Origin of the sequence: Micromonospora sp. NPDC049171, assembly GCF_040648275.1 — a bacterium.
Taxonomy (GTDB): domain Bacteria; phylum Actinomycetota; class Actinomycetes; order Mycobacteriales; family Micromonosporaceae; genus Micromonospora.
Genome location: NZ_JBEZDJ010000017.1, coordinates 103,849 through 130,251, shown reverse-complemented (window position 1 = coordinate 130,251; position 26,403 = coordinate 103,849). Strand labels below are relative to the sequence as shown.

The following is a 26,403-nucleotide window of genomic DNA, read 5'->3' as shown; positions in this document are numbered from 1 at the left end:
CGTAGTAAATACTACTGCTCGTCGTAGCGGATTCGGCAGGGCCGGGCGACCCGAACCGACCCGGGACCAATGACCCTGATCACCCCGACCCGCGCTCGCGACCACACCGCCGCGTGCGACGATGGCGCGCTGATGGACACCGCACACTCCCCCTGGCAGCCGCCGCTGATCTGGCGCGCCGCCCTCCTGCTGGTGCGGGGCCTGGTCGGCCTGCTGGCTCGCCTCGAGGTCACCGGCGACGTCCCGGCGCACCTGCGCCGCGGCCCGCTGGTGCTGGCCGCCAACCACATCAGCCCGTTCGACCCCCTCGTCATGGCCGCCGCCTGCCAGACCCGCGGCATCGCCCCCCGGATCATGGCGACCGCCGGGCTGTTCCGCGTGCCGGTGTTCGGTGCCGCCATGCGCCACGCCGGGCACATCCGCGTCGACCGGGGCACCAGCGCCGTGCACCGGGCACTCGACGACGCCGCCAGCGCCGTCGCCCGGGGATCGGTGATCCTCATCTACCCCGAGGGGCGCATCGGCCTGGACCCCGGCATGTGGCCCGAACGCGGCAAGACCGGCGCGGCCCGACTCGCCCTGGCCTGCGGCGCTCCGGTCGTGCCGATCGCCCAGTGGGGCGCCCACGAGGTGCTGCCCTACCGGGCGCCGCGCGGAATGCTGCGCGGCATCGCCCGCGCACTGTGGCGCCGCCCGGTGATCCGGGTGCACTTCGGCGCTCCCGTCGACCTGGGCGAGACGAACACCGACACCCCCGGCGCCGCCCGCCGGGCCACCGACCGGATCATCGACGCGCTCACCGACGCCCTCACCCCGCTGCGCCCCGACGAGCCGGACCGGCCCCGGCACGTCGACCCCGGCCGCCCGACCGACCTCAGCCGGGCGCACCGCCGGTCGAGCTAGCCGACCGCGGCAGGCGCCGATGATCGACTCGGCTTCCGGAAAACCGGGGCATACCCGCGCCCCGGACACCCCGCCTTTCCGGAAGCCGAGTGGATCACGGGCCGCACCGCCCTCCCCCACGCACAGGAGGTATCTCCCGTGGTCGGGGGATCCGTGACGCCCACGAACCGTCGACGATCGACCCGATCGGTTCGGCAAGATACCGCGGCCCGCTTCTTCGGTGCCGGCCACGCAGGCACGCAGGCAGGCAGGCACGCAGGCGAGAAGGTGCCAGCACGTCGCGGAACCGCCCGCGCGCGTTCACCAGGGAGGTCGGTCATGACGGCGGAGACCAACGGCGCGGGAGAGCGGTGGACGACGCTACGACGCTTCGCCGGGTACGGAGCCGCTCTCGCGATGACGCCGTACCTCATCGTCAAGATCGTCTGGACGCTTGACGGTCTCCGTGGCGACGGCCTGCACGACGGCGCCTGGAGCAGGCTGAACTGGACGGCGGTCAACGGACTGACTGTCGCGATGGCCGCAGCCGCCATCCTGCTCGGCCTGGCGCTGGGGCAACGGTGGGGCATGCGGATCCCGGGTTGGCTGATCCTCCTGCCGGCGTGGGTTGGCACCGGGTTCCTCGTACCGATGATCCCGATCCTGCCGGTGCTGGCACTGACCGACAGCGGAGGTGACACCGCGGCCGACGCGGTCGTGCCCGCCTGGGAGATCGCTCTGCTGTCGGTGTCCTTCGCCGGATTCGGCCTCGGGGTGGCCGTCGCCGTTCCCCTCTACGTCTGGCAACGCTGGCCGCAGGCCTTCACCGACCCGACACCCGCGAGGTCGGCCGTGGAAGGCACGACCTGGGCGGTGCAACGCACCGTGGCCAACCTGGCGGCGGCCGTGAGCGTCGCACTCGGGCTACCGCAGATCTACTGGTCGCTGGGCGGCAGCGTCGGACTCGACCAGGCGGCCCTCGACCACCGTGATGCCCAGTGGTACATCTGGACCGGCAACAGCGGACTCTGGGCCCTGATCGCCGCCGGGGGAACGTGGGCTGTCCTGCGCCGGCGCGCCGGCGCGGGCCTCCGGACACCCATGCTGCTGACCTGGGTGGCGTCCGGAGGGCTGTTCGCCTGGGGATCGTGGAAGGCGATCTTCACCTACGCGGTCGCGTCCTCGTTCCCTTCGCCGGAGCCCCCGTTGACACTGGCGGCACAGAACCACCTCGGCGCGCTCGCCGGGGCGATGCTGCTGGTCGTGCTGCTGCTGGTCGCCGCGCACCGGGCGACCGCCGAGAAGCTGGCCTGACCCCGGGCGGCGGCGCGCACGGGCGACAGACGCCGGCCCGTCACCCCCCGGCCACCAACCGGGGGCATACTGCGTCGCGTGTTGACCCGATTCGGCTACCTGGACGCGCCCGCGCCGCTGGCGTTCGCTCACCGTGGCGGTGCCGCCGAGGGAGACGAGAACACCACCGAGGCGTTCGCCCGCGCCATCGGGCTGGGCTACCGGTACGTGGAGACCGACGTGCACGCCACCGCGGACGGCGTGGCGGTGGTCTTCCACGACCCGACGTTGCGACGGGTCACCGGCGAGGCGGGGCGCATCGCCGAGCTGAACTGGGCCGACCTCGCCTCGGTACGCGTCGGCGGCGCCGCCGTCGTACCCCGGCTCGACGAGGTGCTGGGCGCCTGGCCGCAGGTCCGCTTCAACATCGACGTGAAGGCCGACGGCGGCGTCGAGCCGGCGGTCGCGACGGTGACCCGGGCCGGCGCCGGCGACCGGGTGTTGCTCGCGTCGTTCAGCGACGCCCGGCTGACCCGGCTACGCGCGCTCACGCAGGGGCGGGTGGCGACCAGCCTCGGCATGCGCGGGGTCGCCCGGCTGCGGCTCGCGTCGCTGCACGGGCGGCCGCTGCGGCTGCCCCCGTCGGTGGTCGCCGCGCAGGTGCCACCGCGCTACGGGCGGGTGCCGGTGGTGGACCGCCGGTTCCTCGACTACTGCCACCGACTCGGCCTTCAGGTGCACGTCTGGACGATCGACGAACCCGCCCAGATGCACGACTTACTGGATCGTGGCGTGGATGGCATCATGACCGATCACGTCGGCGTGCTGCGCGACGTCTACCGCAGCCGCGGCCACTGGGCCGCCTGATCCGTCGAAGGACCCCCGGATGGCCGAGACCGTGACCCCCACGGTGGACGACACCCCGCCCGCGTCGAGCACCCGCCGCGAGCGTCGGGGCTGGTACATCTACGACTGGGCCAACTCCGCGTTCCAGACCACGGTGATCACCGTGTTCCTCGGCCCGTTCCTGACCACCGTCGCCGAGCTGGCCGCCGGCTGCGAGTTGGGCGCGGACACCTGCGACGGGTCCGTGCACCCGCTGGGCATCACCATCGCCGCCGGGTCCTACTACCCGTACCTGATCTCGCTGTCGGTGTTCCTCACCGTGTTCGTGCTGCCGGTCATCGGGGCGATCGCCGACCGGTCGGCGCACAAGAAGCGGCTGCTCGGCGGGGCCGCGTTCACCGGTGCCGGCGCGACCATCGCGATGGCCTTCGTCACCGGCGACCGCTACCTGCTCGGTGGGGCGTTGTTCCTGGTCGCCAACATCTCCTTCGGCGCGGCGGTCGTGGTCTACCACTCGTTCCTGCCGCAGCTCGGCGGCCCCGACGAACGCGACGGCATCTCCAGCCGCGGCTGGGCGATCGGCTATCTGGGCGGTGGTCTGCTGCTGGCGCTCAACCTCGTCGCGATCACCCTGCTCGACGAGGGGGACAACCCGCAACGCACCCTGGACCTGGCCCGCTGGTCGATCGTGTCCGCCGGGGTGTGGTGGGCGGTGTTCACGCTGGTGCCGCTGCGCTGGATGCGCGAGCACCCCAGCGCGGCGGCCCTGGCCGGTGGCGGCGGCAACGTGGTCACCGACGGGTTCCGGCAGCTCGGTCGGACCATGCGGGAGATCAAGGCGTACCCGTTGACGTTGTTCTTCCTGCTCGCCTTCCTGGTCTACAACGACGGCATCCAGACCGTCATCACCCTGGCCAGTCAGTACGGCACCGAGGAGCTGCGCCTGGAGCAGAGCACCCTGATCATCACGATCCTGTTGGTGCAGTTCCTCGCCTTCGGTGGCGCGCTGAGCCTCGGCGCGTTGGCCAGGCGCATCGGCGCGTGGAAGACCGTGCTGCTCAGCCTGGTGCTCTGGACCGGTGTGATCATCGCCGCGTTCCGGCTGCCCGCCGAGGCGCCGGTGCCGTTCATGATCCTCGGCGCGGGCATCGGCCTGGTCCTCGGCGGTAGCCAGGCGTTGAGCCGGTCGCTGTTCAGCCAGCTCATCCCGGTCGGCAAGGAGGGCGAGTACTACGGCTTCTACGAGATCAGCGACAAGGGCACCAGTTGGCTCGGCCCGCTCGCCTTCGGCCTGGTGTTCCAACTCACCGCCTCCTACCGGGTGGGCCTGGTCTCACTGCTGATCTTCTTCGTGGTCGGTTTCCTGCTCCTGGCCGCCGTGCCGATCCGCCGTGCCATCGTCGCCGCGGGCAACACGCCACCGCGGGTGCTCTGAGCACGCGTCCCGCGCCCGACAGATCAGCCTCGGCCGATCGGCTAGGCTGCCCGACCGTGACAGACGACGCCGCCACCGCTCCGACCTGCCTGGCTCACCCGTTCCCCGGCCAGCCGCACGCACCGGCCGGGTGCGCGGCCGCGCGCGGGCTCGACGGGCGGCCGGTGCACGCCGCGGCGTTGAAGTTCTTCTGGGGGCCGATGGACTGCGGCAAGTCGACGATGGCGTTGCAGATGAACTACAACCACGCCCGGCAGGGCCGCCGTGGGCTGGTCACCACCCGCATCGACAGGTCGCTGGGGCCGCAGGTCACCACCCGCATCGGCCTGGCCCACGAGGCCATCGAGGTCACCGACGACCTGGACCTGCGGGCCCTGGTGCGCGGGCGGTGGGCCGACGGGGTACGCGTCGACTACCTGATCTGCGACGAGGCGTGCTTCTACACCGTCGAGCACGTCGAGCAGATGGCCGAGCTGGTCGACAGCTTCGACGTGGACGTGTTCGCGTTCGGCCTGGCCACCGACTTCCGCTCGCAGCTGTTCCCCGCCGCGCAACGGCTGTTCGAGCTGGCCGACGAGGTGGCCCGCATCCAGGTCGAGGTGCTCTGCTGGTGCGGCCGGGAGGGGTTGCTCAACGCCCGCGTGGTCGACGGGCGGGTGGTCCGCGAGGGCGCCCAGGTCGTCATCGGCGACACCGTGGACACGGCCGAGGTGCGCTACCAGGTGCTGTGCCGCCGGCACTACCGCAGCGGCGACCTCGGTCCCCGCGACTGAGCCACCCGCCGCGCCGACACCCGATCACCCCGACTGAGCCGCCCGCCGCGACGAGACCTGGTCGGCCACGATCACCCCGACCGTGACCAGCAGCGCCGCAGCGGCGGCCACCGCGACCGGGGACCGCAGCGCGACCGCCGCCGGCGACAGGGCGAGCAGCAGCGCCGCCGCCGCGAACCGGGCCACCGCCCCGTCGGCGCGCAGCACCAACTGGTACGCGCCGTGCCCGGTCAGGAACAGCGCCGGACCGCCCAGCATGACCAGCGCGGTCGCCCACTCGACCGGTTCACCGGGAGCGTTGAGCAGCCGCTCGTCGCCGACCGCGGTGACGACGATGCCGGCCACCATGACCGGGTGCAGATAGTTGAACACCAGCCGCGAGAGCCCACCGGCGCGCTGCCCGGCACCGGCCAACGCCGCCGTGACGGCCTGCGCCCGGTCGAAGTACACCCACCACAGGGCCACCGAGCCCGCGAAGGCGAGCAGGAACGCGGCGATCGTCATTCGGTCCAGCCGCTGCGTCAGCGTTCTTCCGGTGATCAGGATCGACTCACCCAGCGCGATGAGGATGAACGCCTGGCAGCGTTCGGCCAGGTGCCCGCCCTCCACCTCCCAGTGCTCCGGGGTGCTGCGCCCCAACCCGGGCACCGGAAACCCGGTCGCCAGCCCGATCGAGTCGACGACGATCACCGCGATCCAGATCACCTCCCGGGCCGGGGTGTCGACAAGCCCGCCGATGACCGCGAGCGTGCCGGTACCGGCGATCCAGACGACGCACTGGCGGAAGCTGTCGCCGAGCCAGGGTTGTCCGCGGATGGCCCACATGGCGAAGACCGTCCGCCCCACCTGCACCGCCGCGTACGCCCCGGCGAAGAGCAGCCCGTGATCGCCGAACGCGCCGGGCAGCGCCGCCGCGAGCAGCAGACTGCCCAGCGTCACCAGCAGCAGGACGGCTCGCACCGGCGCCCGGTCCGGGTGCAGCCAGTTGCCCGCCCACACGGTGTAGATCCAGACCAACCAGACCAGGCCCAGCAGGACGGCGGTCCGGCCGGCGCCCGACCAGCCGAGGTCGTTGCTCAGGTAGTGCGACAACTGGGTGATGGTGAAGACGTAGACCAGGTCGAAGAACAGCTCGGTGGAGGTGGTCCGCTCCACGCCCCGACGCGGGCGCAGCAGATCCGGGTGCAGCGGCTCGGAGCGGGTCACCGCGCACCCCGCTTCACCCGGGACCGGTCGGCCACGATGACGGCGACGGTCACCGCCACCGCCAGCGCGGCACACACCGCGACGGGCAGGCCCAGCCCCACACCGGCCGGCATCAGCGCGAGCAGCACCAGCACCGCCGTGATCCGGCTGGTCGGCAGGTGTCGCCACAGCAGCGCCTGGTACGCGCCGTGCCCGGCCAGGAACAACGCCGGCCCGCCCAGGACGAACAGTGCGGCGACAGTGGTGGCGGGCGCGTCGGGCTCGCGTAGCAGCGACTCGTCGCCGGCGGACACGACGATCACGCCGGCGACGATCACCGGGTGCAGGTAGTTGAACGCGACCCGGCTCAACGCGCCGGTGCGCTCGCCCGCCCCCGCGATGACCTCGGTCGCGGCCGGGGCCGACCGGGCGAAGTACACCCACCACAGCGCCACCGAACCGGCGAACGCCAGCAGGAACGCCCCCGACGTCTCCAGGTCCACGTGCGACGTGAGGGTGCTGCCGGTGACCAGGATCGACTCACCCAACGCGATCAGGACGAACGCCGCGCACCGTTCGGCCAGGTGCCCACCCTCCACCATCCACCGTTCGGGGCGGCTGCGACCCCGCCCCGGCAGCGGGTAACCGATCAGTAGGCCGACGACCTCGATCACGATCACCGCCGCCCACAACGCCTCCCGGGCAACCCCGGCGGCCAGGCCGCCGAGCACCACGAGCACCGATGTCCCGGTGATCCACGGCAGCGACTGTTGGAACCCGGCGACCAACCACGGGGTGCCCCGCACCGCCCACAACGCGAACACGGTGCGGCCCATCTGCACGACAACGTAGATCACCGCGAAGAGCAGGCCGGTCCCGGCGAACGCCTGTGGGATCGCCGCCGACAACGACAGGCTGCCCAGCGCCACGCCGATCAGCAGGACCCGCACCGGCCCCTGATCCGGTTGCAACCAGTTGGTCAGCCAGGTGGTGTAAACCCAGACGAACCAGACCAGGGCCAACAACAGCGCGGTACGCGCGGCGCCCCGCCAATCCGGGTGGGCGATCAGGTAGTGCGACAACTGGGTGATGGTGAAGATGAAGACCAGGTCGAAGAAGAGCTCCGTCGAGGTGGTCGGTTGCACTCCTTCGCGCGGGCGCAACAACTGCGGACGTACCGGGGTGGTGGCCGGTGACTCAGAAGGGGTCACCGCACACCCGCCAGTCCCCGCCCTCGCGGACCACCGGTAGGCGGCGTTCCTCGCTGCGCCCGCCGTCGCGGGTTACCTTCACCGTCACCGTCCCGTGCGGGCGTCCGCTGCGGGTGGCCACCGACACGTCGGTGATCTCGTAGTCGGTGACCATCGGCGGTGTCCGCACCCAACTGGTGAAGCCGATCGCGCTCCACCGGCTGCGGGCGTCGGCGCAGAGCCGCTCGTACGCGCGGTCGCTGTCGCCGAGCGCCACCTCGCTGAGGAAGTCGTCGGCGGTTTCCCGGATCGGGCCGGCGGCCTGCCGGACGGTCTGGAGGTTCCAGGCGGCCAGCCCGGCCACCCCGACGCAGCACAGCGCCACACCGAACCCGGCGAACGCGAGCCCGGTGCGCATCGGGCGGTTGCGCCGGGCCGGTCGGCTCCACGACTGGCCGGCACCCACGACTACCGACCGTAGAGAACGTGATCGTGCTGAAGTGTGACAAGTCGGAAATCAGCGACAGGTGACTGCCCTGTTCGGACCGGCCACGGATCGTCTACGGTCGGCGCACACCCCCGAGCAGTGCCAGGAGCCGATCGATGAGCCGCTTCGTGCAGCCGCCACCACCTCCCGTCGACCCGTACGCCGGTGACGGCCTGCTGCGGTCCTGGCTGGAGCGCCACCTGGGCCCGGCCGGGCACGCCACCGCGAAGGGCCGCCTCGCCGACCTGGCCGCCGACGTCGCCGGGCCGCTGCGCGCGGCGCACGCCGACGCGGAGGCGCACCCGCCGACGCTGGTCCGCTACGACCCGTGGGGCGCGCGGATCGACCGGATCGACACCTCCGCCGGCTGGCAGGCGCAGCGCGCCGCCGCCGCCCGACACGCCGTGGTCGCGCTGCCCTACCTGCCGGACGCGCGCGGCACCTGGGGTGCCGCCGCGCGGGTCGTGCAGCACGCCCTGCTGCACCTGTACGGGCCGGAGTCGGCGACGTTCTCCTGCCCGGTGGCGATGGCCGACGGGGCGGCGGCGCTGCTCAGCACGCCCGACGTGGACGCCGGGGTCCGCGACGCGTGGCTGCCCCGGCTGATCTCCACGGACCCGGCCACCGCGATCACCAGTGGGCAGTGGATGACCGAGTCGCAGGGCGGCTCCGACCTGGGCCGTTCCAGCACCATCGGCCGACCCGCGGCGGACGGGTCCTGGCGGCTGACCGGGGAGAAGTGGTTCTGTTCCGCCGCTGACGCGGCGATGGCGGTGGCGCTGGCCCGGCCGGAGGGCGCCGGGCGGGGCAGCCGGGTGCTCGCACCGTTCCTGGTCCCCCGCTACGCGGCCGACTCGCCGTTGAGCATCGGCGAGGCGCCGGGCGCGCCCGCGTCGGGTGTCACCGTGCACCGCCTCAAGGACAAGCTCGGCACCCGTGCGCTGCCCACCGCCGAGATCGGTCTGCACGACGCGTACGCGCTTCCGCTGGGTGATCCGGCGGTGCCCGGCCTGGTGCGGGCGATGACCCTGGTCGTGGTGACCCGGGTGCACAACGCCGCCGCGGCGGCCGGTGGGATGCGCCGCGGGCTGGACTACGCCCGCGCGTACGCCGAGGTGCGGCACGTCGCCGGTGGGCCGCTGGCGTCCTCGCCGCTGCACCGGGCCACCCTGGGCACCCTCGCGGTCGACGCGGCGGGCGCGTTCGCCCTCGCCGGGCACGCGTTCGCGCTGCTCGGGCGGGTCGAGGTGGGCGCCGACCCGGAGGCCACGGCGGAGCTGCGCATCGTGGCGCCGCTGGCGAAGCTGGCCACCGGCCGGCTCGCCGTCAGCTCCGCCAGCGAGTACCTGGAGAGTTTCGGCGGGGCCGGTTACGTGCAGGACACCGGCGTGCCCCGGCTGCTGCGCGACGCGCAGGTCCTGCCGATCTGGGAGGGCACCACGAACGTGCTGGCCCTGGACGTGCTGCGGGCGTTGACCCGGGAGGACGCCGGGGCACCGGTGCTGAGCCGGCTCGCCGCCGCCGTCGACCTGGCCCGACCGCTGTCGCCGGCGCTTGCCGACACCCTGGCCGCCGCCGCCTCGGAGTTGGGCGACACCATCGCCGCGGTCACCGCCGATCCGAGCGCCGCGGCGGTGCAGGCCGGTGCCCGTGGTCTGGCGCTGCGCCTGGCGTACGCGCTGACCACCGCGCTGCTCGTCGAGCACGCCGCGTGGGGTGACGAGCGGGCGGAGTTGGCGGCCCGGCTGTGGGCGCGACGCTGGCTGCGGCACGAGGAGATCGCCGAGGACGCCCACCACCACCTGGAGCTGCTCTGCTGAGCGGCCGAGGCGAGCGCGGGCAGGAGCCATGTCGGTGCTGATCGAGCTGGGTGACGACCGGGGCGCACCCCTGGACGAGCCCGGGCCGCCGCCGCCGGTGTCGCGCCGTTGGCGGGTGGCGCTGCTGCTGGTGGCGTGCGCCCTGCTCGGCGGCGCGACCGGGCCCGCGTACCTGACGCCCCAGGTCGGGCCGGCGGTGCCCGCCGGGGCGACAGTGCTCGGCGCGGGGCCGCTGCTGCTTGTCGTCGACCCCGGCACGAACCCGCCGACGCTGAGCGCCTACGACTCGGCCGCGCCGAACGGCCCGCCCCGGTGGCGGGTCACCGTGCCGTCCGCCGCCGGGTGGTTCGCCGAGGCCGCCGGCGAGCTGCTGCTGCTTGTCGAACGCGACCAGACGCGCGGGGCGAGGATGACCACCGCGCGGTCGATGCGGACCGGCCAGCTCATGTGGGGGCGACGCGAGCGGGTGTACGCGGCCGGAGACGCGCCGGTCGCGGTGCGCGAGGTGCGCAGTGCCTCCGAGCCGGGACGGCGGGTCGAGGGCACGGTGCACGGTGTCGATCCGGCGACCGGCGCGACCCGCTGGTCGGTTCCGGTGCCCTCCACGGCGGTGCTGCGGGCGCTGCCCGGGCGGTTGCTGCTGGTGCAGGACGACGGGCTGGCCCGGCTACTCGACGCCCGCGACGGCACGGAACGGGGGCGGGGACAGCTTCCGCCGGCCGACTACGGCCCGGACAACCCCCAGGTCGTGGGCGAGCACCTGGTGCTGCGCCACCCGAGCGGCAGTGGGCCGGCGCTGACCGGCTACGACCTGCCCGGCCTGGCGCAGCGGTGGCGGTTGCCGGTCGAGCCGGGTGAGCTGACCCTGCGGCCCTGCCAGGGTCTGCTCTGCGGGCAGGACGAGCGGGGCCGCTGGGCGATCGACGCCGGCACCGGGGAACGGCGCTGGACGTGGCCGGCCGGGACGCGCTGGCGCACGGTGGCGGGCGCACGGCCCGACATCGAGCCATTGGTGCTGGTGGGACTGGCGGCGGACGGCCGGCGTGTCCTGGTCGCGACGGTGGGCCGCGACGGTCACCGGGTGACCGCGGTGCTCCCGGCGGGGCTGACCGACTGCCGGCGGGTCGGCGCGGGGCTCATCTGCCGCGACGGCACCGACCGGGTGACGGTCTGGCCGCTCGGCGCCCGCTGACCGACCACCACGGTCAGCGCAGCGGTCCTCGCGCGACGGCGGCGCGCATCGTCTCCGGGTCGCCCGCCGGGACGAACTCCAGCCACCAGGTCGCACCGGCCGCCGCGAGCTCGTCGAGGTACGCCCGTTCGGCGCGTTCGTCGGGTCGTCGCCGCCGGCCGCCGATCGCCACGTCGAACGGCTGGCCGTCGGCGCGGGTGGGTGGCAACGCCTTGACCAACTCGCGGACTTCGTCGGGGGTGAGGTCGGACCACCCGTCGGTGTCGGTGAGCTTGTACGGCACGATGCCGTCGGCGCGGGCCGCGCGGCGGCGCACCGCCCCGGCCTGGAGGCTGCCGCCGACCCAGACCGGCACCCGGGGCGACTGCACCGGCGGGGGTCGCAGTGCCACCCCGTCGGCGCGGTAGTGGGTGCCCTGATGGCTGACCCGCTCGCCGCCGAGCAGCCCGGTCAGCAGGTCGAGACCCTCGTCGAGCATCGCGGCGCGCACGGACGCGTCGGTCTGCTCGCCGAACGCGGTCAGCCCCCGGTCGGCGGGGTCACCGACGCCGACCGCGACGGTGGCGCGGCCGGCGCTGAGATGGTCGAGGGTGAGGACCTCCCGCGCCAGCTTCGCCGGCCGACGCCGGGGTAGCGCGGTGACGGTGGTGCCCAGGCGCACCCGGGCGGTGCGCCCGGCGATCGCGGCGAGCACCAGCCACGGGTCGTAGGTGGACGGCTCGTCGCCGGAGTAGTGGATCAGATAGTCCTCCAGGAACACGCCGTCCCACCCGGCGCGCTCGGCGACCTCCCCCAGCTCGACCAGGGTGGACACCGCGAGGGAGCCGCCGCCGCAGGAGATTTCCAGGCCATGTCTCATCGGTCGACCGTACGAGTGGGGTACGACGGGTGTCGGGGGAGCGCTCCTGTCGGACCCCGGGGACATACTGCCGACGTGACGACTTCTGCCGACCTCGCCATGGTCAACCTCGACAGTTCCGACCCCGCCGGCCACGCCGCGTTCTATCACGAGGCGCTCGGTTGGGAAGTCACCCACAGCAACGCCGAGTACGCGATGATCAGCTCCGGGGCCGTCTCCATCGGCTTCGGTCTGGTCGAGGGCTACCAGCCGCCGGCCTGGCCCGACGGCGACAAGCGCTACCACCTCGATCTCTACGTCGACGACCTCGCGGCGGCGGAGGACAGGTTCGTCGCGGCGGGCGCGTCCAAGCCGGATTTCCAGCCCGGCGGCGACAAGTGGGTGGTGCTGCTCGACCCGATCGGGCAGCCGTTCTGCATCTGCCCCCGCCCCCAGAGCTGAGACGGCTCGGCGCAACCACCGAAGGAGCCAGGATGGCCATCACTCTCGTCAACCCCGATGGGTTGCCGAAACCGGACGTCTACCGTCAGTTGTCGATCGCGACCGGGTCCAAGCTGGTCTTCCTCGCTGGTCAGGTGGCCCGCGACGCCGACGGGCGCAAGGTCGGCGAGGGAGACTTCGCCGCCCAGGTGGAGCAGTGCTATCTCAACATCGGCACCGCCCTGGCCGAGATCGGCGGGTCCTTCGCCGACGTGGCGAAGCTGACCATCTACGTCGTCGACTGGTCTGCCGACAAGATGCCGCTGTTGGGCGAAGGTGTCGCCCGGGCTGCCGCGAAGCTGGGAGTCGACCCGGTCAAGCCCATCACGCTGCTGGGTGTCACTGCTCTGGGCGAGCCCGATCTGCTCGTCGAGGTCGAAGCCACAGCGGTTCTCGACTGACCGCGCAGCCCCACCGTCGGGCGTGCGGCGGTCAGGCCCGGCGACGGGAACGGGCCGCCCACACCGCGTACGCCGGGTCGCGGTCGAGGTTGTGTCGGTCGCGGTCGTAGCGGCGGGTGGTGCGCGGGTCGGCGTGGCCCATCGCGTCCTGCACGTCTTCCAGCGGCACGCCCTCGGAGCGGGCGGTGGTGGCGAAGGCGTGTCGCAGCGAGTGCGGGGACAGCTTCGCCCAGGCCGGGATGCCGGCGGCGCGGGCGAGCCGGCGGACCATCCGGAACACCGAGTGCCGGTCCAGTCGGGCGCCGCTGGCGGTGACCAGCAGTGGGCCGGTCAGCTGTGGCACCGGCACGCCGGTGGCGGCGGCCCGCTGGGCCAGGTAGGCGTCCACCGCGTACCCGGTGCCGGGGGTGAGGGCGCGGCGGCGTTGCTTGCCGCCCTTGCCGACGAAGCGCACGCTGCGGTGTCCGCGTTCGGTGCCGAGGTCGGTCAGGTCCAGCGAGATCAGCTCCCCGACCCGCAGGCCCAGGTCGGCCAGGAGCGCGAGCGCGGCCCGGTTGCGCGCGGCGGTCGGGCCGGTGTCGGCGTCGGCGGCGCCGAGCAGCGCGTCCACCTCCTCCGGGGTGAGCCCGATGGTCGCGGAGTGGTCCCGGTCGACGCGGGGCCGGTCGACTCCGGAGACCGGGTTGGCCGCCACGCCGCCGAGCTTGACGAGGAAGTCGTACCAGCTGGACAGCGCGGAGAGCCGACGGGCCACGGTGGCCGGGGTCAGCGGCCGGCCGCTGCGGGCGCCGATGGTGGACTCCAGCGCCCGGGCGTACTCGTTGACGTGCAGGAACGTGACCCGCAGCGGGTCCAGGTCGCGGCTGGCGCACCAGCGCAGCCAGCCGGTGACGTCGCGGCGGTAGGCGTCGCGGGTGTGCTCGGACAGCCGCCGGTTACGCAGCCACGCCTCGGTGACCTCGATTGGTCCGCTCGGCAGCGCGGGCGGCGCGGACGGGCGGATCAGCGCCGGAGCGTCGGAGATCACCATGTGAAAAAGGCTCTCAGCCTCGGGTGGGATCAGCGCGCAGGCGCGCCGAACCCACCCGTCACCGTGATCAGGCGTTGATCTGCCGGCGCCCGTCGCCGTTGGAGCTGATGGTCACGCGGCGCGGCTTGGCGCGCTCGGCGACCGGGATGCGCAACGTCAGCACCCCGTGCTCGTAGCCAGCTTCCAGCTTGTCGGTGTCCAGGGTGTCGCCCAGGAAGAGCTGCCGGGTGAAGGTGCCCATCGGGCGTTCGGCGGCGACCAGCTCGACGCCGTCACCGGCGGGCCGGCGACGCTCGGCGCGGACGGTGAGCACGTTGCGCTCGACGGTGCAGTCGATGGTGTCCGGGTCGACGCCGGGAAGGTCGAACGCCGCGTAGAAGTGGTCGCCGTCGCGGTAGGCGTCCAGGTGCATCATCGCGGGGCGGGCTGCCGTACCGAAGAACTGCTCGGCGAGTCGGTCGATCTCGCGGAAGGGGTCGGTACGCATCAACATGGTCATGCCTCCTCGGTTCTCCTGGCCGAAGGTGATGAGTTGAGCCGGGGTGACTCAACTTCCTCTTCTTATTTAACGCATCCGCCGACCGGCGTCAACCGCTCACCGCAACCGCTTCTCGAACCAGTGCTCGGCGTAGGGGCCGTGCGAGTACGCCGGGATCTCGGCGTAGCCGTGCCGGGCGTACAGGGCGCGGGCCTCGACCAGATCGGCGCGGGTGTCGAGCCGGATCCGGTCCGCCCCGGCCGCCGCCGCCCGCTCCTCGACGACGGCCAGCAGCGCGGCGCCGCCACCCGTGCCCCGATGGGCGGGTCGGATGAACACCCGGGTCAGCTCGGCTGCGCCGGACTGCCAGCGCAGCCCGGCGCAGCCAGCCACCTCGTCGCCGCGGTGGGCGAGCAGGAGCAGCCCGGTGGGGGCGGTCAGGTCGTCGCTGGGCAGCTCGGCCAGAGCCCGTTCGACCTCGCCGGGCAGGGCCGGGCGACGGTGGTAGCGAACCACCATCTCGGTCATGTACTCGTGCAACAGCAGCACGGCGTCGGGGTGGTCGGGCCGGGCAGCGGTGGTTGCCCAGGCGGACCGGGCGGTCATCGTCACCTGCTGATCATGACCGCCCGGTCAACGGTTTTATCCGGCCGCCTGGGCTCGCGCGCCCGGTGTCGACGACTCGCCGATCCGCAGGCGCGGCCAGTCGGACAGGTCTCGCAGTAGTTGCCGGTCGTGGGTGGCGGTGCCCCGACCACACGGTTTGCGCCCACCCCGTCGCCCCGGAGGGCTGGGGTGGGCGGCGACAATCCAGCGGGCCGGGTGCCGTCAGCGGCGAGGGCGGGGCAGCAGGGCGATCAGGGGGATCGCCACGGCCAGGTGCGTCGCGCCGAGGGTCAGCTTGGCGCCGCCGGTGGCCTCGACGCCGAACAGGGGGAAGAGGGACACCACCGTCACCACCACGGCGAGGGAGATCCAGACCGGCCGGGCGACCCGTGGGGCGAACCGTTCCAGCAGTGCCAACGCCGCCCAGCCGACCAGGGCGGCGCCCAGGGCGACCACGAGGATCGCGCCGGCCCCGATGTCGATGGCGGGTTGGCCCGGGTTCTCGACGGTGTAGTCGACGCCGGCCAGCGCGCCGATCGCCCAGATGGCCAGGGCGGCCACCACGGCGGCGGCGACGCCGAGGGCACGGCGGCGCAGGGTCGAGGTGGTGGGGGTCGTGACGGCGGTAGCGCTCATGACGGCTCCTCGTTCAGGGGAAACGAACGAGTACGACCGTAGCAGATAGTCTTGTTCGGAACTATCTTTCTCGGAACTAACAGCCGGAGCGGGCACCCGGCGCGTACGGGGAGGTATGGGCCAGCGGGCCGCCCACCAACGCCAGCAGGGCCCGCAGGAACGCCTCCCGGTCCTGCTCGGGCAGGGTCGCGAGCAGGTCGTCCTGAATGCGCTGGACCACCTGCCGCGCCCGTTGCAGGACCTGCTCCCCCGCCGGCGTCACCACGACCAGCCGGGCCCGTCGATCCGTCGGCGCCGGACGGCGCTCGGCCAGCCCGGCCCGCTCCAACTGGTCGAGCGTGACGACCATCGTGGTCTTGTCCACGCCACACCGCTCGCCGATCTCCCGCTGGGTCAGCTCACCGGTGTGAGCCTGCGCCAGCACGTAGTGCGCCCGCGGCGAGATGCCCAGCTCGGCCAGCCCCGCGGCGTGCTCGGTCTGCAACGCGTGACTGGCCCAGGAGAGCAGGAACAACAGGTCCGGTGGGCCGTCGGCGGGCGTGCAGGAGGTCATGCGCCGAGGCTAGCAAGATCCGCCGCGACCAGACGGTTTGCGCCGTGGACGATCAGGCCCGCTGGTAGATGCCGTGCTCGCGGGTGAGCAGCCGCTCGTCGATGAGATATCGACGCAGCGTGGCGTGGTCCGACCCGCCCGCCGCGCACCACACCTTGAGCGCCTCGTCGACGGCCCGCTCCGGATAGCGGGTGCCCGGCGCGAACGACCGCTGCGCGATGTGGATGAGCAGGACGCGCCGCCGTTTCGGCTGCGCCGGCAGGCCCACCAGGACGTCCCCGCGCAGGAAGGTCCGCAGCACCGGATCGGCGGTCGGGTCGGTGTCGTCGGCCGGGCGGCTGTCGCGGGCAGCAACCCGCAACGACGCCTCGTCGGCCGCGAGCGCACCGTCCACGTCGGTGACGAGACCCGCGTCGGCGAGCCGGCGGACCCCGGTGAGCACGACCCGCGCCGGCAGGCCGGTCCGCTCGCCGACCTGCGCCGCGCTTGTCGCGCCCAGCACGATCGCCGCGAAGATCCGTCGCCGTCCGTCGTCGGCCAGGGCCCCGGCCAGAGCATGCGCAGTCACGCCGGTCACCCTCGCATCAGCGGTACGCGGACCGCCAGGCGTTTTCCGGCCCGCCCAGGCGTTTCCGGCTGCTCGACAACTGGCTCAGCCGATTGCCGCCTGACCTGGACGACGACCCCCACAACCGCAACCGGCCAACCCTGCCGGCGTCCGCTGGTTCCGGCCGGTCCACGCGAAAGGCCCCCGACCAGCGTCGGGAGCCTCCGTGCGGTGTCCTCGGTCAGCCGGCGTCGCGGGTCATGGCGACGAAGCCACCCCACGCCTGCGGGCTGAAGGTCAGCGTGCCGCCGTCACGATCCTTCGTGTCACGCACGAGGACCACCCCCGGGAGATTGTCGGCGACCTCGACACAGTTGCCGCCGTTGCCGCCGCTCTTCGTGCTCTTACGCCACCGCGCACCGCTCATGTCCATGATGCTGCCGCTTCTCTGAGAAGGTCCAGGGAACGCCCTCGGGGCAGTGCCTCTCCACGAATACGCTCCCACCGCCGTTCCAGATTAACAAGCTCCGATGCCTGGTCGAGGATCTGCGCCTGGGCCGGGCCGTCGACGTGCCCGACCCGCGACCCGTCCGGCATGTCGGCGATGGTGAACGGGCCGTCCAGCCCGGGATAGCTGGGCGCGTCCACCGGGACGATGTGCAGCTGGACGCTGTCGGTCTCGGCGTGCCCGAGCAGGCGGGTGAGTTGCGCCGCCATCAGGGCGCGGTCGTCGCCGACGCGCCGCCGCAGCACCGCCTCGTCCAACACGGCGATCAGCAGCGGCCCACTGTCGCGGGTGAGGATCGTCTGCCGAGCAATCCGCGCCTCGGCGAACTCAACTACCGCGTCCGGTCTCAACACCCCACCCGCCAGGGTGGCCCGCGCGTACGCCTCGGTCTGCAACAGACCGGGCACCCAGGCCAGCTCGAACGACCGCAGCGTCACCGCCTCGCGTTCGATGTCGACCCACCGCCGGAACCACACCGGTTCGCGACGACGGACGACGTCCGGCCAGAGCGCGTCGGTGTCTTTCGCCAACAACTCCGCGACGGTGGAGCGGTGCCGGCTCTGTGGAATGTAGCCGGGGTTCGCCCATCTCGCGACGGTCTTCGGGTGCACACCGATGCGACCGGCGAGGCTCTCGGCGGTGTGCCCCGCCTCGGCGAGCGCAGCGACAAATGCGTGGTTCATGCCGTCCCTCCCTGGGGGCAGATCAGCCGTCCGAAAGAGATTACACAACGCTGTGTGATTGTCCGACAACCCTGGGCAATGTGGTGTGTGGACGGTGCGACCGGCGAGGTTCCGAACCCGACGGAAGCGCCCGACGCGGGGGCCGCCCCGATGGCACGGCGGGCCCCTTCCCACGGAAGCAAGGGGAGAGCAGATGCCAGACGAGCAAGCGGAGGAGCGGCGATGACCGACCCACTGCGAGCCGGCGACGTGGTCCGGTTGACCACCGCCGCGAGCGTGCAGTTCAGCAAGCCGATCGTCGTACGGGTCATCCGGGAACTAGCCGACCGGCACACCTACGACGGCTGGCTCTGGCTGGACGCCTACGAGCTGAGCCCGAAGGGCGAAGCGATCGCACGCCGCGAGCTGTACGTACGGCGCCACGGCGTGCAGGTGCAGTTCCGGGCCCCCCGTCGGGGCAACAACGAGACCCGCCCGCCCGCGCCGGTCCGGCGCACCGGCCCCGTGCGGGCGCTCTGATGCCCGAACGCCGCAAGCACCTCCCACTGCGCCCGTCGTGGCGCTGCCCGGTCTGCGGCATCCTGTGGCCGTGCTCGGCCGCGAAGCTGCGCCTGCTCGGCGAGTACCGCGAGGACCGGCCGGGCCTGTTGGCGCACCTGGCGACAGTGCAGGAGGCAGCCGAAGCCGACCTCACCGCACTCAACCCGGGCGTCGCGCTGCCCGACCTGACCCCGCGTTTCGTCGGCTGGGCCGAGGCCCGCTAGGCAGTCCGTGTGGCGGGCGCACCCGCGCGCGCGAACCTGGCCCTGCCACTACCAGGAAAAGCGGGACCAAGCCTGAATCCGGGGGATGCGGGAAGAGTGGGTCACCAGGCACGACGAGAGGAATGGGACACATGGCACAGCGCGTCGAGACTCCGTTCGGGTTCAGCTCCACCGCCGCCGAGGTGCTCGCCGGGGTGGACCTGACCGGCAGGCGCGCGATCATCACCGGCGGCGCGGGCGGAATCGGTGTGGAGACCGCCCGTGCCCTCGCCGGCGCGGGTGCGGAGGTCGTGTTGGCGGTCCGCCGCACCAGCGTCGCCGAAACGGCCATCGCGGACATCACGGCGACAACGGGAAACACCGCCATCAGCGCCCGGGAACTCGACCTGGCCGACCAGGGATCGGTGCGCAGGTTCGTCGACGGGTGGGACCAGCCCCTGCACATCCTGGTCAACAACGCCGGGATCATGGCGCTGCCGCACCTGCAGCACACCGCCGAGGGCTGGGAGATGCAGTTCGCCACCAACTACCTGGGCCACTTCGCGCTGACCCTCGGGCTGCACGACGCGTTGGCCGCCGCCGGTGGCGCCCGCGTCGTCTCGGTCGCCTCCAGCGGGCACCTGTTCTCCCCCGTCATCTTCGACGACCCGCACTTCCGATTCCGCCCGTACGACCCGTTCCTCGCCTACGGGCAGTCCAAGACCGCGGAGGTGCTGCTCGCCGTCGAGGCGACCCGGCGCTGGTCCGGCGAGGGCATCTACGCCAACGCGCTGAACCCGGGCGCCATCGCGACCGGCCTCCAGAAGCACACCGGCGGGCTGCGAACGCCCAAGGAACAGCACAAGACCCCGGAGCAGGGCGCCGCGACCACCGCCCTGCTGGCGGGCTCGCCGTTGGTCGACGGCGTCGGCGGGCGCTACTTCGAGGACGTCACCGAGGCCCCGGTGGTCGACGAGATGCCTGCGAACTACGCGGGCGTCGCCCGGTACGCGCTCGATCCGGCCAACGCGCAGCGGCTGTGGGACGTGGCCGTCGGGCTCCTCAGCTGAGAACACCCCGGCGGTCTGCTGCGCGACTGGCGCAGACCGGGGCGCACCGGTCATTCGCCGGTACGCCCCGCCCCGAGGGACCGGTGTGTCAGCTCGCGGGCACCACGTTCATCACGTACTGGCCTTCCACGTTTCCGGGCAGCGAGAAGTTGGCCACGATGAAGGTCTCCCACCACTTCGTGCCCTGGCCGGCGACCCGCCCTACGCCGAGCTTCGTGGTGTTCTTCCAGACCAGTGCGGTGAAGTGCCCGATGGGCTTCGCGGGGTCGATGGGTTCGCCCGTGGCGAAGTTGTAGTTGCTGTGCTCGGCGTACCAGTTGTCCACCGCGGCAGTTCCCGAGCCCGCCGTGGGGCCGGTTGAGGCGCCCGCCCACGACGCGTTCTCACCGGTGTCCGGTCGAAGGTCCTCGTGGGTGAGCTTGGTCTTCTCGGCCATGAAGGACGCCCTCGACTTCGCATACTCCACGAGTTCCGGGTCGAGGGTGAGCGGCGACGATCCGTGCCGCGCCCGCAGTTCGTTGACCTTGGTCAGCACCTCTTGCAGGAACTCGTCGTTGGTTCGATCGGAGAATCCAGCTCGCATGATGTGACACCCTTCTTCGGAAGACGAACGGCGGGAGATCTGCCCCCTGGCGGGTGGCTCGCCCTGGACGGCTCGCACCGGGGCTGGCCGGCCATCGGCAGCCTTCCATTCGCCAACGCGAAAAGGCCGTCACTGAAGGTGACAGAACAATGACAGAGAGACAAGTCGGGCTCTCGCCGATGAACCGGTGCGGAGACGCTGCGGCGAATCTGGCCGCAGCGCCCCAGGTGACCGGGGCAGCCGGGCTTGGACGTGGGCGTCAGCGCCACGTTGTGCCAGGCCCGGAACGACATCAGTGGCGGGACAGCGAATTTCCTGTCCTCTGCCACAACGGCAATTTCGCACCCCGCCACGTTGACCTCGAGACTTGCGCCCGCGCCTCGTCGTCGTCACCGTCGAGGCGGCGTGGGGACTAACGTTCGGGAAAGTCACGCTAACCTGCGCAAACGTCTCGGCGGCATGATCTTTCGGGTGGATCTGTCCGAGCAGATCCTGGAGGTGATGAGCTGGCACCCGGATTTCCCGGCGGCGTTCACCTCGGTGACCGGCGGCCGGGCCCGGCTGGCGGACCTCCACGTCTCGGTGGCGGCGCTGCTGACGGCGCACTCACTCAACGTCGGACTGTCCCCAGTGATCGACGACGAGATCCCGGCGCTGACCCGGGGCCGGCTGGCCCACGTCGATCAGCACTACCTGCGCCCGGACACCTACGCGGCGGCCAACGCGGTGCTCATCGACGCCCAGGCCGGCATCGGCCTGGCGCAGGCATGGGGTGGTGGGCTGGTCGCCGCGGTCGACGGGGTCCGGTTCGTGGTGCCGGTGCGCAGCATCGACGCCCGGCCGAACCACGCTCAGGTCAGGAGCGGCGAACCCCGTTTCTACTATGGGCCGATGGCATCGATCAAGCAGTTCCAGGTCACCTTCGATTGCGCGGAACCGGAGCGCCTCGCTCGCTTCTGGTGCGAGGTGTTGGGGTACGTCGTACCTCCGCCACCAGACGGGTTTGCAACGTGGGATGACTTCAAGCGCTCGCTGCCACTTGAGCAACAGGACGCATGGTTTGCCTGCGTTGACCCCTCAGGGGTGGGACCGCGACTGTACTTCCAGCGCGTCCCTGAAGGAAAAAGCGCCAAGAACCGGCTGCATCTTGACGTGCGGGTCGGCACCGGACTCGTGGGTGAAGAGCGCCTCGCCGCACTTGAGGCCGAGTGTGCACGGCTGGTCCCGCTTGGCGCGGTACACGTGCAAACGCTGTATGACGGCAATGATGCGTGCATCCCGATGCAGGACATCGAGGGCAACGAGTTCTGTCTCGACTGAGTGGCCGCGAACGCGACACCCTCGCAAATCGACCGGTGCAGTCGCCATAAAGAGGGGCCGACGCCCCTGGCCCCGAGGCGGCGGCGTCACTCTCCGGTCGGTCCCCCGGCGAGCTCGGCGACCACGTCGAGGTGACCGAGGTGGCGGGCGTACTCCTGGACCAGGTGGAACAGCACCCGCTCCAGCGACGCCGGGGCCGCGCCGTTCCAGCGCTCCCCCGGCGCGCCGACGTCTGCCAGGTCGTGCGCCGTCACCACCGCCGTGGTGTGCGCGCCCTGCGCCCGCAGCGCCGCCACCAGGTCCTCCCGCGTCTCGTCGGGGGCGACGTACCAGCGATCCGCGCGGCGGTCGCCCCACGGCTGCGCGACGTCCCGGCCCTGGAAACCCCACTCGATCCAGCGCCGCTCGACGTGCCGCAGATGCGTGAGCAACTCCAGCGGGGTCCACCCGGACGGCAGCCGGCTGCGCCGCAGCTCCGACTCGGCCAACGCCGACACCCTGGCCACCATGGACTCGCGGAAGTAGTCCAGGTAGCGCAGGAAGACCTCGGTGCGGCTGCCGGCCGGGTCGGTCGGCTCGGGAAAGGGGATCACGACCCGGTCGGCAGGTCGCGGGCACGCTGGCGCACACCCGCCCCGCCGTACGGGTAGTCACCCACCAGCGGGGCGCTGGCCTCGTCGAGCAACCGCATCTGCTCGGCGTCGAGGACCAGGTCCGCGGCGGTCAGGTTGTCGTCGAGCTGCTCGCTGGTGCGCGCGCCGAGGATCACCGAGGTGACCGCCGGTCGGGCCGCCAGCCACGCCAACGCCACCGCCGACCGGGACACGCCACGTTCCTTGGCGACCCGGCCGACCGCGTCGAGCACCCGCCAGGTGCGCTCCTCGGCGTTGCGACCGGCGTACGCCTCCACGCCGCGCTGCGGGTTCTCACCGAGCCGGGTCGCGCCGGTGGGCGTGCTGTCGCGCTGGTACTTGCCGGTCAGCCAGCCACCACCCAACGGCGACCACGGCAGGATGCCGATGCCCTCGTTCTCGCAGACCGGCACCAGCTCGAACTCGATCTCCCGGGCCAGCAGGTTGTACTGCGGTTGCAGGGTCACGATCGGGGTGAGGTTGAGGTGCTGGGTGAGCAGGGCGGCCTTCTGCAACTGCCAACCGGTGAAGTTACTGACCCCCGCGTAGTGGATCTTGCCGGCGCGTACCGCGTCGTCGAAGAACCGCAGCGTCTCCGGCAGTGGGGTGAGCGGGTCCCAGGCGTGCGCCTGGTAGAGGTCGACGGCCTCGACGCCGAGCCGACGCAGGCTGGCGTCCAGGGCGCGGGTGAGGTGCACCCGGGACAGACCGGCGTCGTTCGCCCCCGGGCCCATCGGGAACCGCCCCTTGGTGGCGATCACCAGTCGGTCGCGTAGGTCGGGCCGGGCCCGCAGCCAGCGCCCGACGATGCTCTCGGAGACACCTGTGGAGTAGACGTCGGCGGTGTCCAGGAAGGTGCCCCCGGCCTCGACGAACCGGTCCAGTTGGGCGAAGCTGCCGGCCTCGTCGGTCTCCGCACCGAAAGTCATCGTGCCCAGACACAGGGTCGACACCACCGTGCCGGTGCCGCCCAGAGTGCGATAGCGCATATCGTCCTTTCGGTCCGAGTCCAGAAGCCGATCTTCGCACCCGGCTCGCCCACCTGCACGGGCAGGCCGCCGGAGCCTGCCACGGGCACCCGCGCGGCCGGCCCGCCCGTCATCATGTGCGCATGAGCGAGCCCGCGATCGACACCGACCGGCCGCAGCGTCCAGCCCAGACGGCACCGCCGACGCTGCCACCGGAGCCCGGTGCGCCCACGCGCGGGCCGTGGCTGGTGGCCCTGGCGACGAGTGTGGTCCTGCTGCTGCTCGCCGGCCGCTACGGCTATCACCGCGACGAGTTGTACTTCCTGCTCGCCGGCCGACACCTCGACTGGGGCTACGTCGACCAGGGCCCGCTGGTCCCGGTGCTCGCCCGCCTCCTGGACACGATCGCGCCGGGCAACCTGGTGATCCTGCGCACCCCGTCGGCGTTGCTGGCCGGCGGGGCGGTCCTGCTGGTCGCCGCCATCGCCCGCGAGTGGGGCGCCGGTCGGGGCGCCCAGACCTGCGCGGCGGTGCTGGCCGCACTGTCCGGCATCGTGCTCGCCAGCGGGCACCTGCTCAGCACCACCACCGTCGACCTGCTGGTCTGGCTGGCCGCGGCGTGGTGCGCGGTGCGGTTGTTGCGCTCCGGCGACAGCCGCTGGGCGCTGGGCATCGGGCTGGCGCTCGGCGTGGGCATGCTCAGCAAGGTGCTGCCCGCGCTGCTGGCCGTGGGCCTGATCGCCGGGGTGCTCATCGCCGGGCCCCGTCGGCTGCTGCGCGACAGGTGGGTGCTCGCCGCCGCCGGGGTCGCCGTGCTGCTGGCCGCACCCAACCTGATCTGGCAGGCGGCGCACGGCTTCCCGCAGCTCGGCGTGGCAGCCTCCATCTCCGACGGTGACAGCTCCTACAGTGGCCGCCTCGACGCGTTCACCCTCCAGTTCGTCATCATCAGCCCGTACGCCGTACCGATCTGGATCGCCGGCCTCGTCGCGCTGCTGCGCCGCCCGGCGTGGCGGGCCTACCGGGCGGTGGGCTGGGCCTGGTTGGTCGTGTTCGGCATCGTGTTGATCGCCGGTGGCAAGGGTTACTACGACGCGCCGCTGCTGCTGGTGCTCACCGCCGCCGGTGCGGTGGTGACGGTCGCGTGGGCGTCGCGAGGGTCGGTCCGGCTGCGTCGGGGGCTGCTCGCGCTCGGCGTGGTGCCGTTGCTGCTGCCCAACATCGTGCTGTTGCTGCCGGTGCTGCCGGCCGAGCGGTTGCCCGGGTTCGTGGTCGACGTCAACTACGACGCCGGTGAGACGATCGGCTGGCCGGCGTTCGCCGACTCGGTGGCCGCCGTCCATCGTGGGCTGACGCCCGAGGAGCGCTCCCGGGCGGTCATCCTGACCGACAACTACGGCGAGGCCGGCGCGCTGGCCCGCTACGGTCCGACCCGTGAGCTGCCCCGGGCCTACTCGGGGCACAACAGCATGGCCGACTTCGGTCAGCCGCCAGCCAGCGCGGACGTGGTCATCGCGGTCGGCTGGGAGCGTGCCGACCCGCTGACCGCCTGGTTCGACGAGTGCGCGCTCGCCGGGCGGGTGGACCAGCGGGTCGAGGTGGAGAACGACGAGAACGACGGCCCGATCCACGTGTGCCGAGGGCTGCGGCGTCCGTGGGCGCAGATCTGGGACAGCGAGGTACGCCACACGGGCTGAGCGTGGTCAGCCCGTGCCGCCTGTCAACCAGGCCTGGATGCCGGCCAGTGCCTCGGGGCCGGAGGTCGCGTCGACGTCGCCGGCGAGGTCGGCGATCGTGACGGCGGCGAGTGCCTGGCGCCACGCGTCCTCGGCCGCCCACATGGCGCGGGCGACCGGGCACGGCGTGGTGCAGGCGTCGGCCGGCGTCGCGAACGGGCCGCGCTGGCGGATCTCGGTGCAGACGAAGGTCGGGCCGGGGCCGTCGATGGCCTGGACCACGTCGAGCAGGGTGATGCTCTGCGGTGCGCGGGTCAGCACGTAGCCGCCCGACTTGCCCTGCACGGAGTGGATCAGGCCGGCGCGGGCCAGGGCCTGGAGCTGCTTGGCGAGGTAGCTGCCGGAGACGTCGTGCAGTTCCGCCAGTTTGGCCGCCGAAACGGGTGTGCGGCTGGCCGTCAGCACCACGCAGCAGTGCAGGGCCCACTCGACCCCGCCGGACATCTTCATGTCGTCACCCTAGTCACACCGCTACTCGGACTCACTGTGTCCGAGTATAGTTCTCGGACAAGAGAGGTCCGAGTATCGGCTGAACCTCAGCGGTCGGACCTCACAGTCACGGGAAGGTGCATGGTTATGAAGATCGCCGTACTGGGCGGGACCGGCCTCATCGGGTCACAGGTCGTCAAGATCTTGCAGGCGGCAGGGCACGACGCGGTGCCACTCTCGCTCTCCACCGGGGTGGACCTGCTCACCGGGCAGGGCCTGGCCGACGCCCTCACCGGCGCCGAGGTCGTCGTCAACCTGACGAACTCGCCGACCTTCGACGACGCCTCCCCCGCCTTTTTCCAGACGACCATGGACAACCTCCTGGACGCAGCCGCCCGCGCGGGTGTCGGTCACGCGGTGGTGCTCTCCATCGTCGGCGTCGACCAGGTGCCCGACCTGGCCTACTACCGCGCCAAGGTCCTCCAGGAGGACATCCTCAAGGCCGGTCCCGTCCCGTACTCGATCGTCCGCGCCACCCAGTTCTTCGAGTTCGTCGAGGCGATCCTGTCCTGGACGGCCGACGACACCACCGTCCGGCTGCCCCGTACCCCCGTGCAGCCGATGGCCGCCGCCGACGTGGCGCAGGCCGTCGCCCAGGTCAGCATGGGCGCACCCCTGCGCGGCGTCCGCAACGTCGCCGGGCCCGACGTCTTCACCCTCGACGAGCTGGGGCGGATCACGCTGGCCGCACGCGGTGACAAGCGCACCGTCACCACCGACGACAGCGCCGGCATGTTCGCCGCCGCACCCGGTGCGGCCCTCGTCGCCGCCGACGACGCCGTCATCGCACCCACCGCCTACCGGGAGTGGCTCGCACGCTGACCCCGGCTCCGAACCGAACGGCGGGTGACAGCGCCCCGAGACGATCGTCGACTCGGGGCGCCCACCTCACCACCGGTACCGCCGCCACCGCCACCGCCCTGCCCTCCTTTACCGTCGGCTATTCGATTGCGTTCTTGACGGATGTTGGTTTCTGTT

Annotated in this window: 31 protein-coding genes and 1 pseudogene; 16 read left to right on the top strand and 16 right to left on the bottom strand. The window is 72.3% G+C overall.

Annotation, left to right across the window (positions count from 1 at the left end; genetic code table 11):
* Nucleotides 1-132 precede the first annotated feature (132 nt).
* From AB0B14_RS22025 to AB0B14_RS22005, 5 genes are all read left to right on the top strand, one after another.
* Nucleotides 133-903, top strand: a complete 771-nt coding sequence (locus AB0B14_RS22025) for a lysophospholipid acyltransferase family protein (RefSeq protein WP_357523948.1) — start codon at nucleotides 133-135, stop codon at nucleotides 901-903.
* A gap of 318 nt (nucleotides 904-1,221) precedes the next feature.
* A complete protein-coding gene (locus tag AB0B14_RS22020; protein WP_357523872.1) occupies nucleotides 1,222-2,196 on the top strand; it encodes a hypothetical protein in 975 nt (324 codons plus the stop codon).
* 78 nt (nucleotides 2,197-2,274) lie between these two features.
* A complete protein-coding gene (locus tag AB0B14_RS22015) occupies nucleotides 2,275-3,042 on the top strand; it encodes a glycerophosphodiester phosphodiesterase (protein ID WP_357067487.1) in 768 nt (255 codons plus the stop codon).
* A 19-nt stretch (nucleotides 3,043-3,061) separates the two neighbouring features.
* Nucleotides 3,062-4,456, top strand: coding sequence for an MFS transporter (locus AB0B14_RS22010; protein ID WP_357067485.1), 1,395 nt, complete (start codon nucleotides 3,062-3,064; stop codon nucleotides 4,454-4,456).
* Nucleotides 4,457-4,620: 164 nt separating this feature from the next.
* Nucleotides 4,621-5,229 (top strand): thymidine kinase, encoded by a 609-nt coding sequence (locus AB0B14_RS22005; RefSeq protein WP_357067885.1) that lies wholly within the window; start codon nucleotides 4,621-4,623, stop codon nucleotides 5,227-5,229.
* 24 nt (nucleotides 5,230-5,253) lie between these two features.
* Here AB0B14_RS22005 and AB0B14_RS22000 read toward each other — a convergent pair whose 3' ends face one another.
* The 3 genes from AB0B14_RS22000 to AB0B14_RS21990 are packed head-to-tail and all read right to left on the bottom strand — an operon-like array spanning nucleotide 5,254 to nucleotide 8,022.
* Entirely contained in the window at nucleotides 5,254-6,435 is a 1,182-nt protein-coding gene (locus AB0B14_RS22000; protein WP_357523870.1) for a low temperature requirement protein A, read from the bottom strand.
* Nucleotides 6,432-7,625: a low temperature requirement protein A gene (locus AB0B14_RS21995; protein ID WP_357067481.1), complete on the bottom strand. Its 1,194-nt coding sequence runs from the start codon at nucleotides 7,623-7,625 to the stop codon at nucleotides 6,432-6,434. Before AB0B14_RS21995 ends, AB0B14_RS22000 begins: the two co-directional genes overlap by 4 nt.
* Nucleotides 7,612-8,022: a hypothetical protein gene (locus AB0B14_RS21990; protein WP_357523946.1), complete on the bottom strand. Its 411-nt coding sequence runs from the start codon at nucleotides 8,020-8,022 to the stop codon at nucleotides 7,612-7,614. The genes AB0B14_RS21995 and AB0B14_RS21990 overlap by 14 nt, the downstream gene beginning before the upstream one ends.
* Nucleotides 8,023-8,207: 185 nt before the next feature.
* Here AB0B14_RS21990 and AB0B14_RS21985 point away from each other — a divergent pair, with 185 nt between their 5' ends.
* Entirely contained in the window at nucleotides 8,208-9,911 is a 1,704-nt protein-coding gene (locus AB0B14_RS21985; protein WP_357523868.1) for an acyl-CoA dehydrogenase family protein, read from the top strand.
* 28 nt (nucleotides 9,912-9,939) lie between these two features.
* The gene (locus tag AB0B14_RS21980; RefSeq protein WP_357523866.1) at nucleotides 9,940-11,103 is read left to right on the top strand and encodes a PQQ-binding-like beta-propeller repeat protein; all 1,164 of its coding nucleotides are present in this window, start codon (nucleotides 9,940-9,942) and stop codon (nucleotides 11,101-11,103) included.
* A gap of 13 nt (nucleotides 11,104-11,116) precedes the next feature.
* On the opposite strand, the gene AB0B14_RS21975 is transcribed toward AB0B14_RS21980, so the two are convergent.
* The gene (locus AB0B14_RS21975; RefSeq protein WP_357523864.1) at nucleotides 11,117-11,962 is read right to left on the bottom strand and encodes an LLM class flavin-dependent oxidoreductase; all 846 of its coding nucleotides are present in this window, start codon (nucleotides 11,960-11,962) and stop codon (nucleotides 11,117-11,119) included.
* A gap of 75 nt (nucleotides 11,963-12,037) precedes the next feature.
* Here AB0B14_RS21975 and AB0B14_RS21970 point away from each other — a divergent pair, with 75 nt between their 5' ends.
* On the top strand, nucleotides 12,038-12,403 hold the full coding sequence (locus tag AB0B14_RS21970; protein ID WP_357067473.1) for a VOC family protein: 366 nt from the start codon (nucleotides 12,038-12,040) through the stop codon (nucleotides 12,401-12,403).
* A gap of 32 nt (nucleotides 12,404-12,435) precedes the next feature.
* Entirely contained in the window at nucleotides 12,436-12,843 is a 408-nt protein-coding gene (locus AB0B14_RS21965; protein WP_357067471.1) for a RidA family protein, read from the top strand.
* A gap of 31 nt (nucleotides 12,844-12,874) precedes the next feature.
* Here the strand turns inward: AB0B14_RS21965 and AB0B14_RS21960 are convergent, their stop codons facing one another.
* From AB0B14_RS21960 to AB0B14_RS21925, 8 genes are all read right to left on the bottom strand, one after another.
* Nucleotides 12,875-13,873 (bottom strand): tyrosine-type recombinase/integrase, encoded by a 999-nt coding sequence (locus AB0B14_RS21960; protein ID WP_357523862.1) that lies wholly within the window; start codon nucleotides 13,871-13,873, stop codon nucleotides 12,875-12,877.
* Nucleotides 13,874-13,940: 67 nt separating this feature from the next.
* Complete coding sequence (locus AB0B14_RS21955) at nucleotides 13,941-14,366, bottom strand: Hsp20/alpha crystallin family protein (protein ID WP_357523944.1); 426 nt, start codon at nucleotides 14,364-14,366, stop codon at nucleotides 13,941-13,943.
* Between the two features lie 102 nt (nucleotides 14,367-14,468).
* Entirely contained in the window at nucleotides 14,469-14,957 is a 489-nt protein-coding gene (locus tag AB0B14_RS21950) for a GNAT family N-acetyltransferase (RefSeq protein WP_357523942.1), read from the bottom strand.
* A gap of 222 nt (nucleotides 14,958-15,179) precedes the next feature.
* Nucleotides 15,180-15,593, bottom strand: coding sequence for a DUF6069 family protein (locus AB0B14_RS21945; RefSeq protein ID WP_357523860.1), 414 nt, complete (start codon nucleotides 15,591-15,593; stop codon nucleotides 15,180-15,182).
* Between the two features lie 76 nt (nucleotides 15,594-15,669).
* Nucleotides 15,670-16,146, bottom strand: a complete 477-nt coding sequence (locus tag AB0B14_RS21940; protein WP_357067465.1) for a MarR family transcriptional regulator — start codon at nucleotides 16,144-16,146, stop codon at nucleotides 15,670-15,672.
* A 52-nt stretch (nucleotides 16,147-16,198) separates the two neighbouring features.
* A complete protein-coding gene (locus tag AB0B14_RS21935; protein WP_357523858.1) occupies nucleotides 16,199-16,714 on the bottom strand; it encodes a DUF2087 domain-containing protein in 516 nt (171 codons plus the stop codon).
* Between the two features lie 220 nt (nucleotides 16,715-16,934).
* Complete coding sequence (locus AB0B14_RS21930) at nucleotides 16,935-17,126, bottom strand: DUF397 domain-containing protein (protein WP_357523856.1); 192 nt, start codon at nucleotides 17,124-17,126, stop codon at nucleotides 16,935-16,937.
* Nucleotides 17,117-17,884 (bottom strand): DUF5753 domain-containing protein, encoded by a 768-nt coding sequence (locus AB0B14_RS21925; protein WP_357523854.1) that lies wholly within the window; start codon nucleotides 17,882-17,884, stop codon nucleotides 17,117-17,119. Before AB0B14_RS21925 ends, AB0B14_RS21930 begins: the two co-directional genes overlap by 10 nt.
* Nucleotides 17,885-18,106: 222 nt before the next feature.
* On the opposite strand from AB0B14_RS21925, the gene AB0B14_RS21920 reads away from it, so the two are divergent.
* The 3 genes from AB0B14_RS21920 to AB0B14_RS21910 all read left to right on the top strand — a co-directional run bounded on the left by AB0B14_RS21920 (nucleotide 18,107) and on the right by AB0B14_RS21910 (nucleotide 19,697).
* Complete coding sequence (locus tag AB0B14_RS21920; protein WP_357523852.1) at nucleotides 18,107-18,403, top strand: hypothetical protein; 297 nt, start codon at nucleotides 18,107-18,109, stop codon at nucleotides 18,401-18,403.
* Nucleotides 18,403-18,648: a flavin reductase gene (locus tag AB0B14_RS21915; protein WP_357523850.1), complete on the top strand. Its 246-nt coding sequence runs from the start codon at nucleotides 18,403-18,405 to the stop codon at nucleotides 18,646-18,648. Before AB0B14_RS21920 ends, AB0B14_RS21915 begins: the two co-directional genes overlap by 1 nt.
* 131 nt (nucleotides 18,649-18,779) lie before the next feature.
* Entirely contained in the window at nucleotides 18,780-19,697 is a 918-nt protein-coding gene (locus AB0B14_RS21910) for an SDR family NAD(P)-dependent oxidoreductase (RefSeq protein ID WP_357523848.1), read from the top strand.
* Nucleotides 19,698-19,785: 88 nt separating this feature from the next.
* Here the strand turns inward: AB0B14_RS21910 and AB0B14_RS21905 are convergent, their stop codons facing one another.
* The gene (locus AB0B14_RS21905) at nucleotides 19,786-20,280 is read right to left on the bottom strand and encodes a CAP family protein (protein ID WP_357523846.1); all 495 of its coding nucleotides are present in this window, start codon (nucleotides 20,278-20,280) and stop codon (nucleotides 19,786-19,788) included.
* 459 nt (nucleotides 20,281-20,739) lie between these two features.
* Between AB0B14_RS21905 and AB0B14_RS21900 the strand changes: the two are divergent.
* Both AB0B14_RS21900 and AB0B14_RS21895 read left to right on the top strand, forming a co-directional pair.
* Nucleotides 20,740-21,117 (top strand): annotated as a pseudogene (locus AB0B14_RS21900) (Tn3 family transposase); the annotation flags it as partial.
* Between the two features lie 54 nt (nucleotides 21,118-21,171).
* The gene (locus AB0B14_RS21895) at nucleotides 21,172-21,600 is read left to right on the top strand and encodes a VOC family protein (RefSeq protein ID WP_357523940.1); all 429 of its coding nucleotides are present in this window, start codon (nucleotides 21,172-21,174) and stop codon (nucleotides 21,598-21,600) included.
* Between the two features lie 86 nt (nucleotides 21,601-21,686).
* Here the strand turns inward: AB0B14_RS21895 and AB0B14_RS21890 are convergent, their stop codons facing one another.
* Both AB0B14_RS21890 and AB0B14_RS21885 read right to left on the bottom strand, forming a co-directional pair.
* Nucleotides 21,687-22,193: a DUF664 domain-containing protein gene (locus tag AB0B14_RS21890; protein ID WP_357067449.1), complete on the bottom strand. Its 507-nt coding sequence runs from the start codon at nucleotides 22,191-22,193 to the stop codon at nucleotides 21,687-21,689.
* Complete coding sequence (locus tag AB0B14_RS21885; protein WP_357067447.1) at nucleotides 22,190-23,221, bottom strand: aldo/keto reductase; 1,032 nt, start codon at nucleotides 23,219-23,221, stop codon at nucleotides 22,190-22,192. The genes AB0B14_RS21890 and AB0B14_RS21885 overlap by 4 nt, the downstream gene beginning before the upstream one ends.
* Nucleotides 23,222-23,343: 122 nt before the next feature.
* Between AB0B14_RS21885 and AB0B14_RS21880 the strand changes: the two genes are divergently transcribed.
* Nucleotides 23,344-24,897 carry a glycosyltransferase family 39 protein gene (locus AB0B14_RS21880; RefSeq protein WP_357523844.1) on the top strand — a complete coding sequence of 518 codons (1,554 nt, stop codon included), beginning with the start codon at nucleotides 23,344-23,346 and terminating at the stop codon, nucleotides 24,895-24,897.
* 6 nt (nucleotides 24,898-24,903) lie between these two features.
* On the opposite strand, the gene AB0B14_RS21875 is transcribed toward AB0B14_RS21880, so the two are convergent.
* Entirely contained in the window at nucleotides 24,904-25,386 is a 483-nt protein-coding gene (locus tag AB0B14_RS21875; protein ID WP_357067443.1) for an Rrf2 family transcriptional regulator, read from the bottom strand.
* Nucleotides 25,387-25,512: 126 nt separating this feature from the next.
* Between AB0B14_RS21875 and AB0B14_RS21870 the strand changes: the two genes are divergently transcribed.
* A complete protein-coding gene (locus AB0B14_RS21870; RefSeq protein WP_357523842.1) occupies nucleotides 25,513-26,247 on the top strand; it encodes an NAD(P)H-binding protein in 735 nt (244 codons plus the stop codon).
* Nucleotides 26,248-26,403 lie beyond the last annotated feature (156 nt).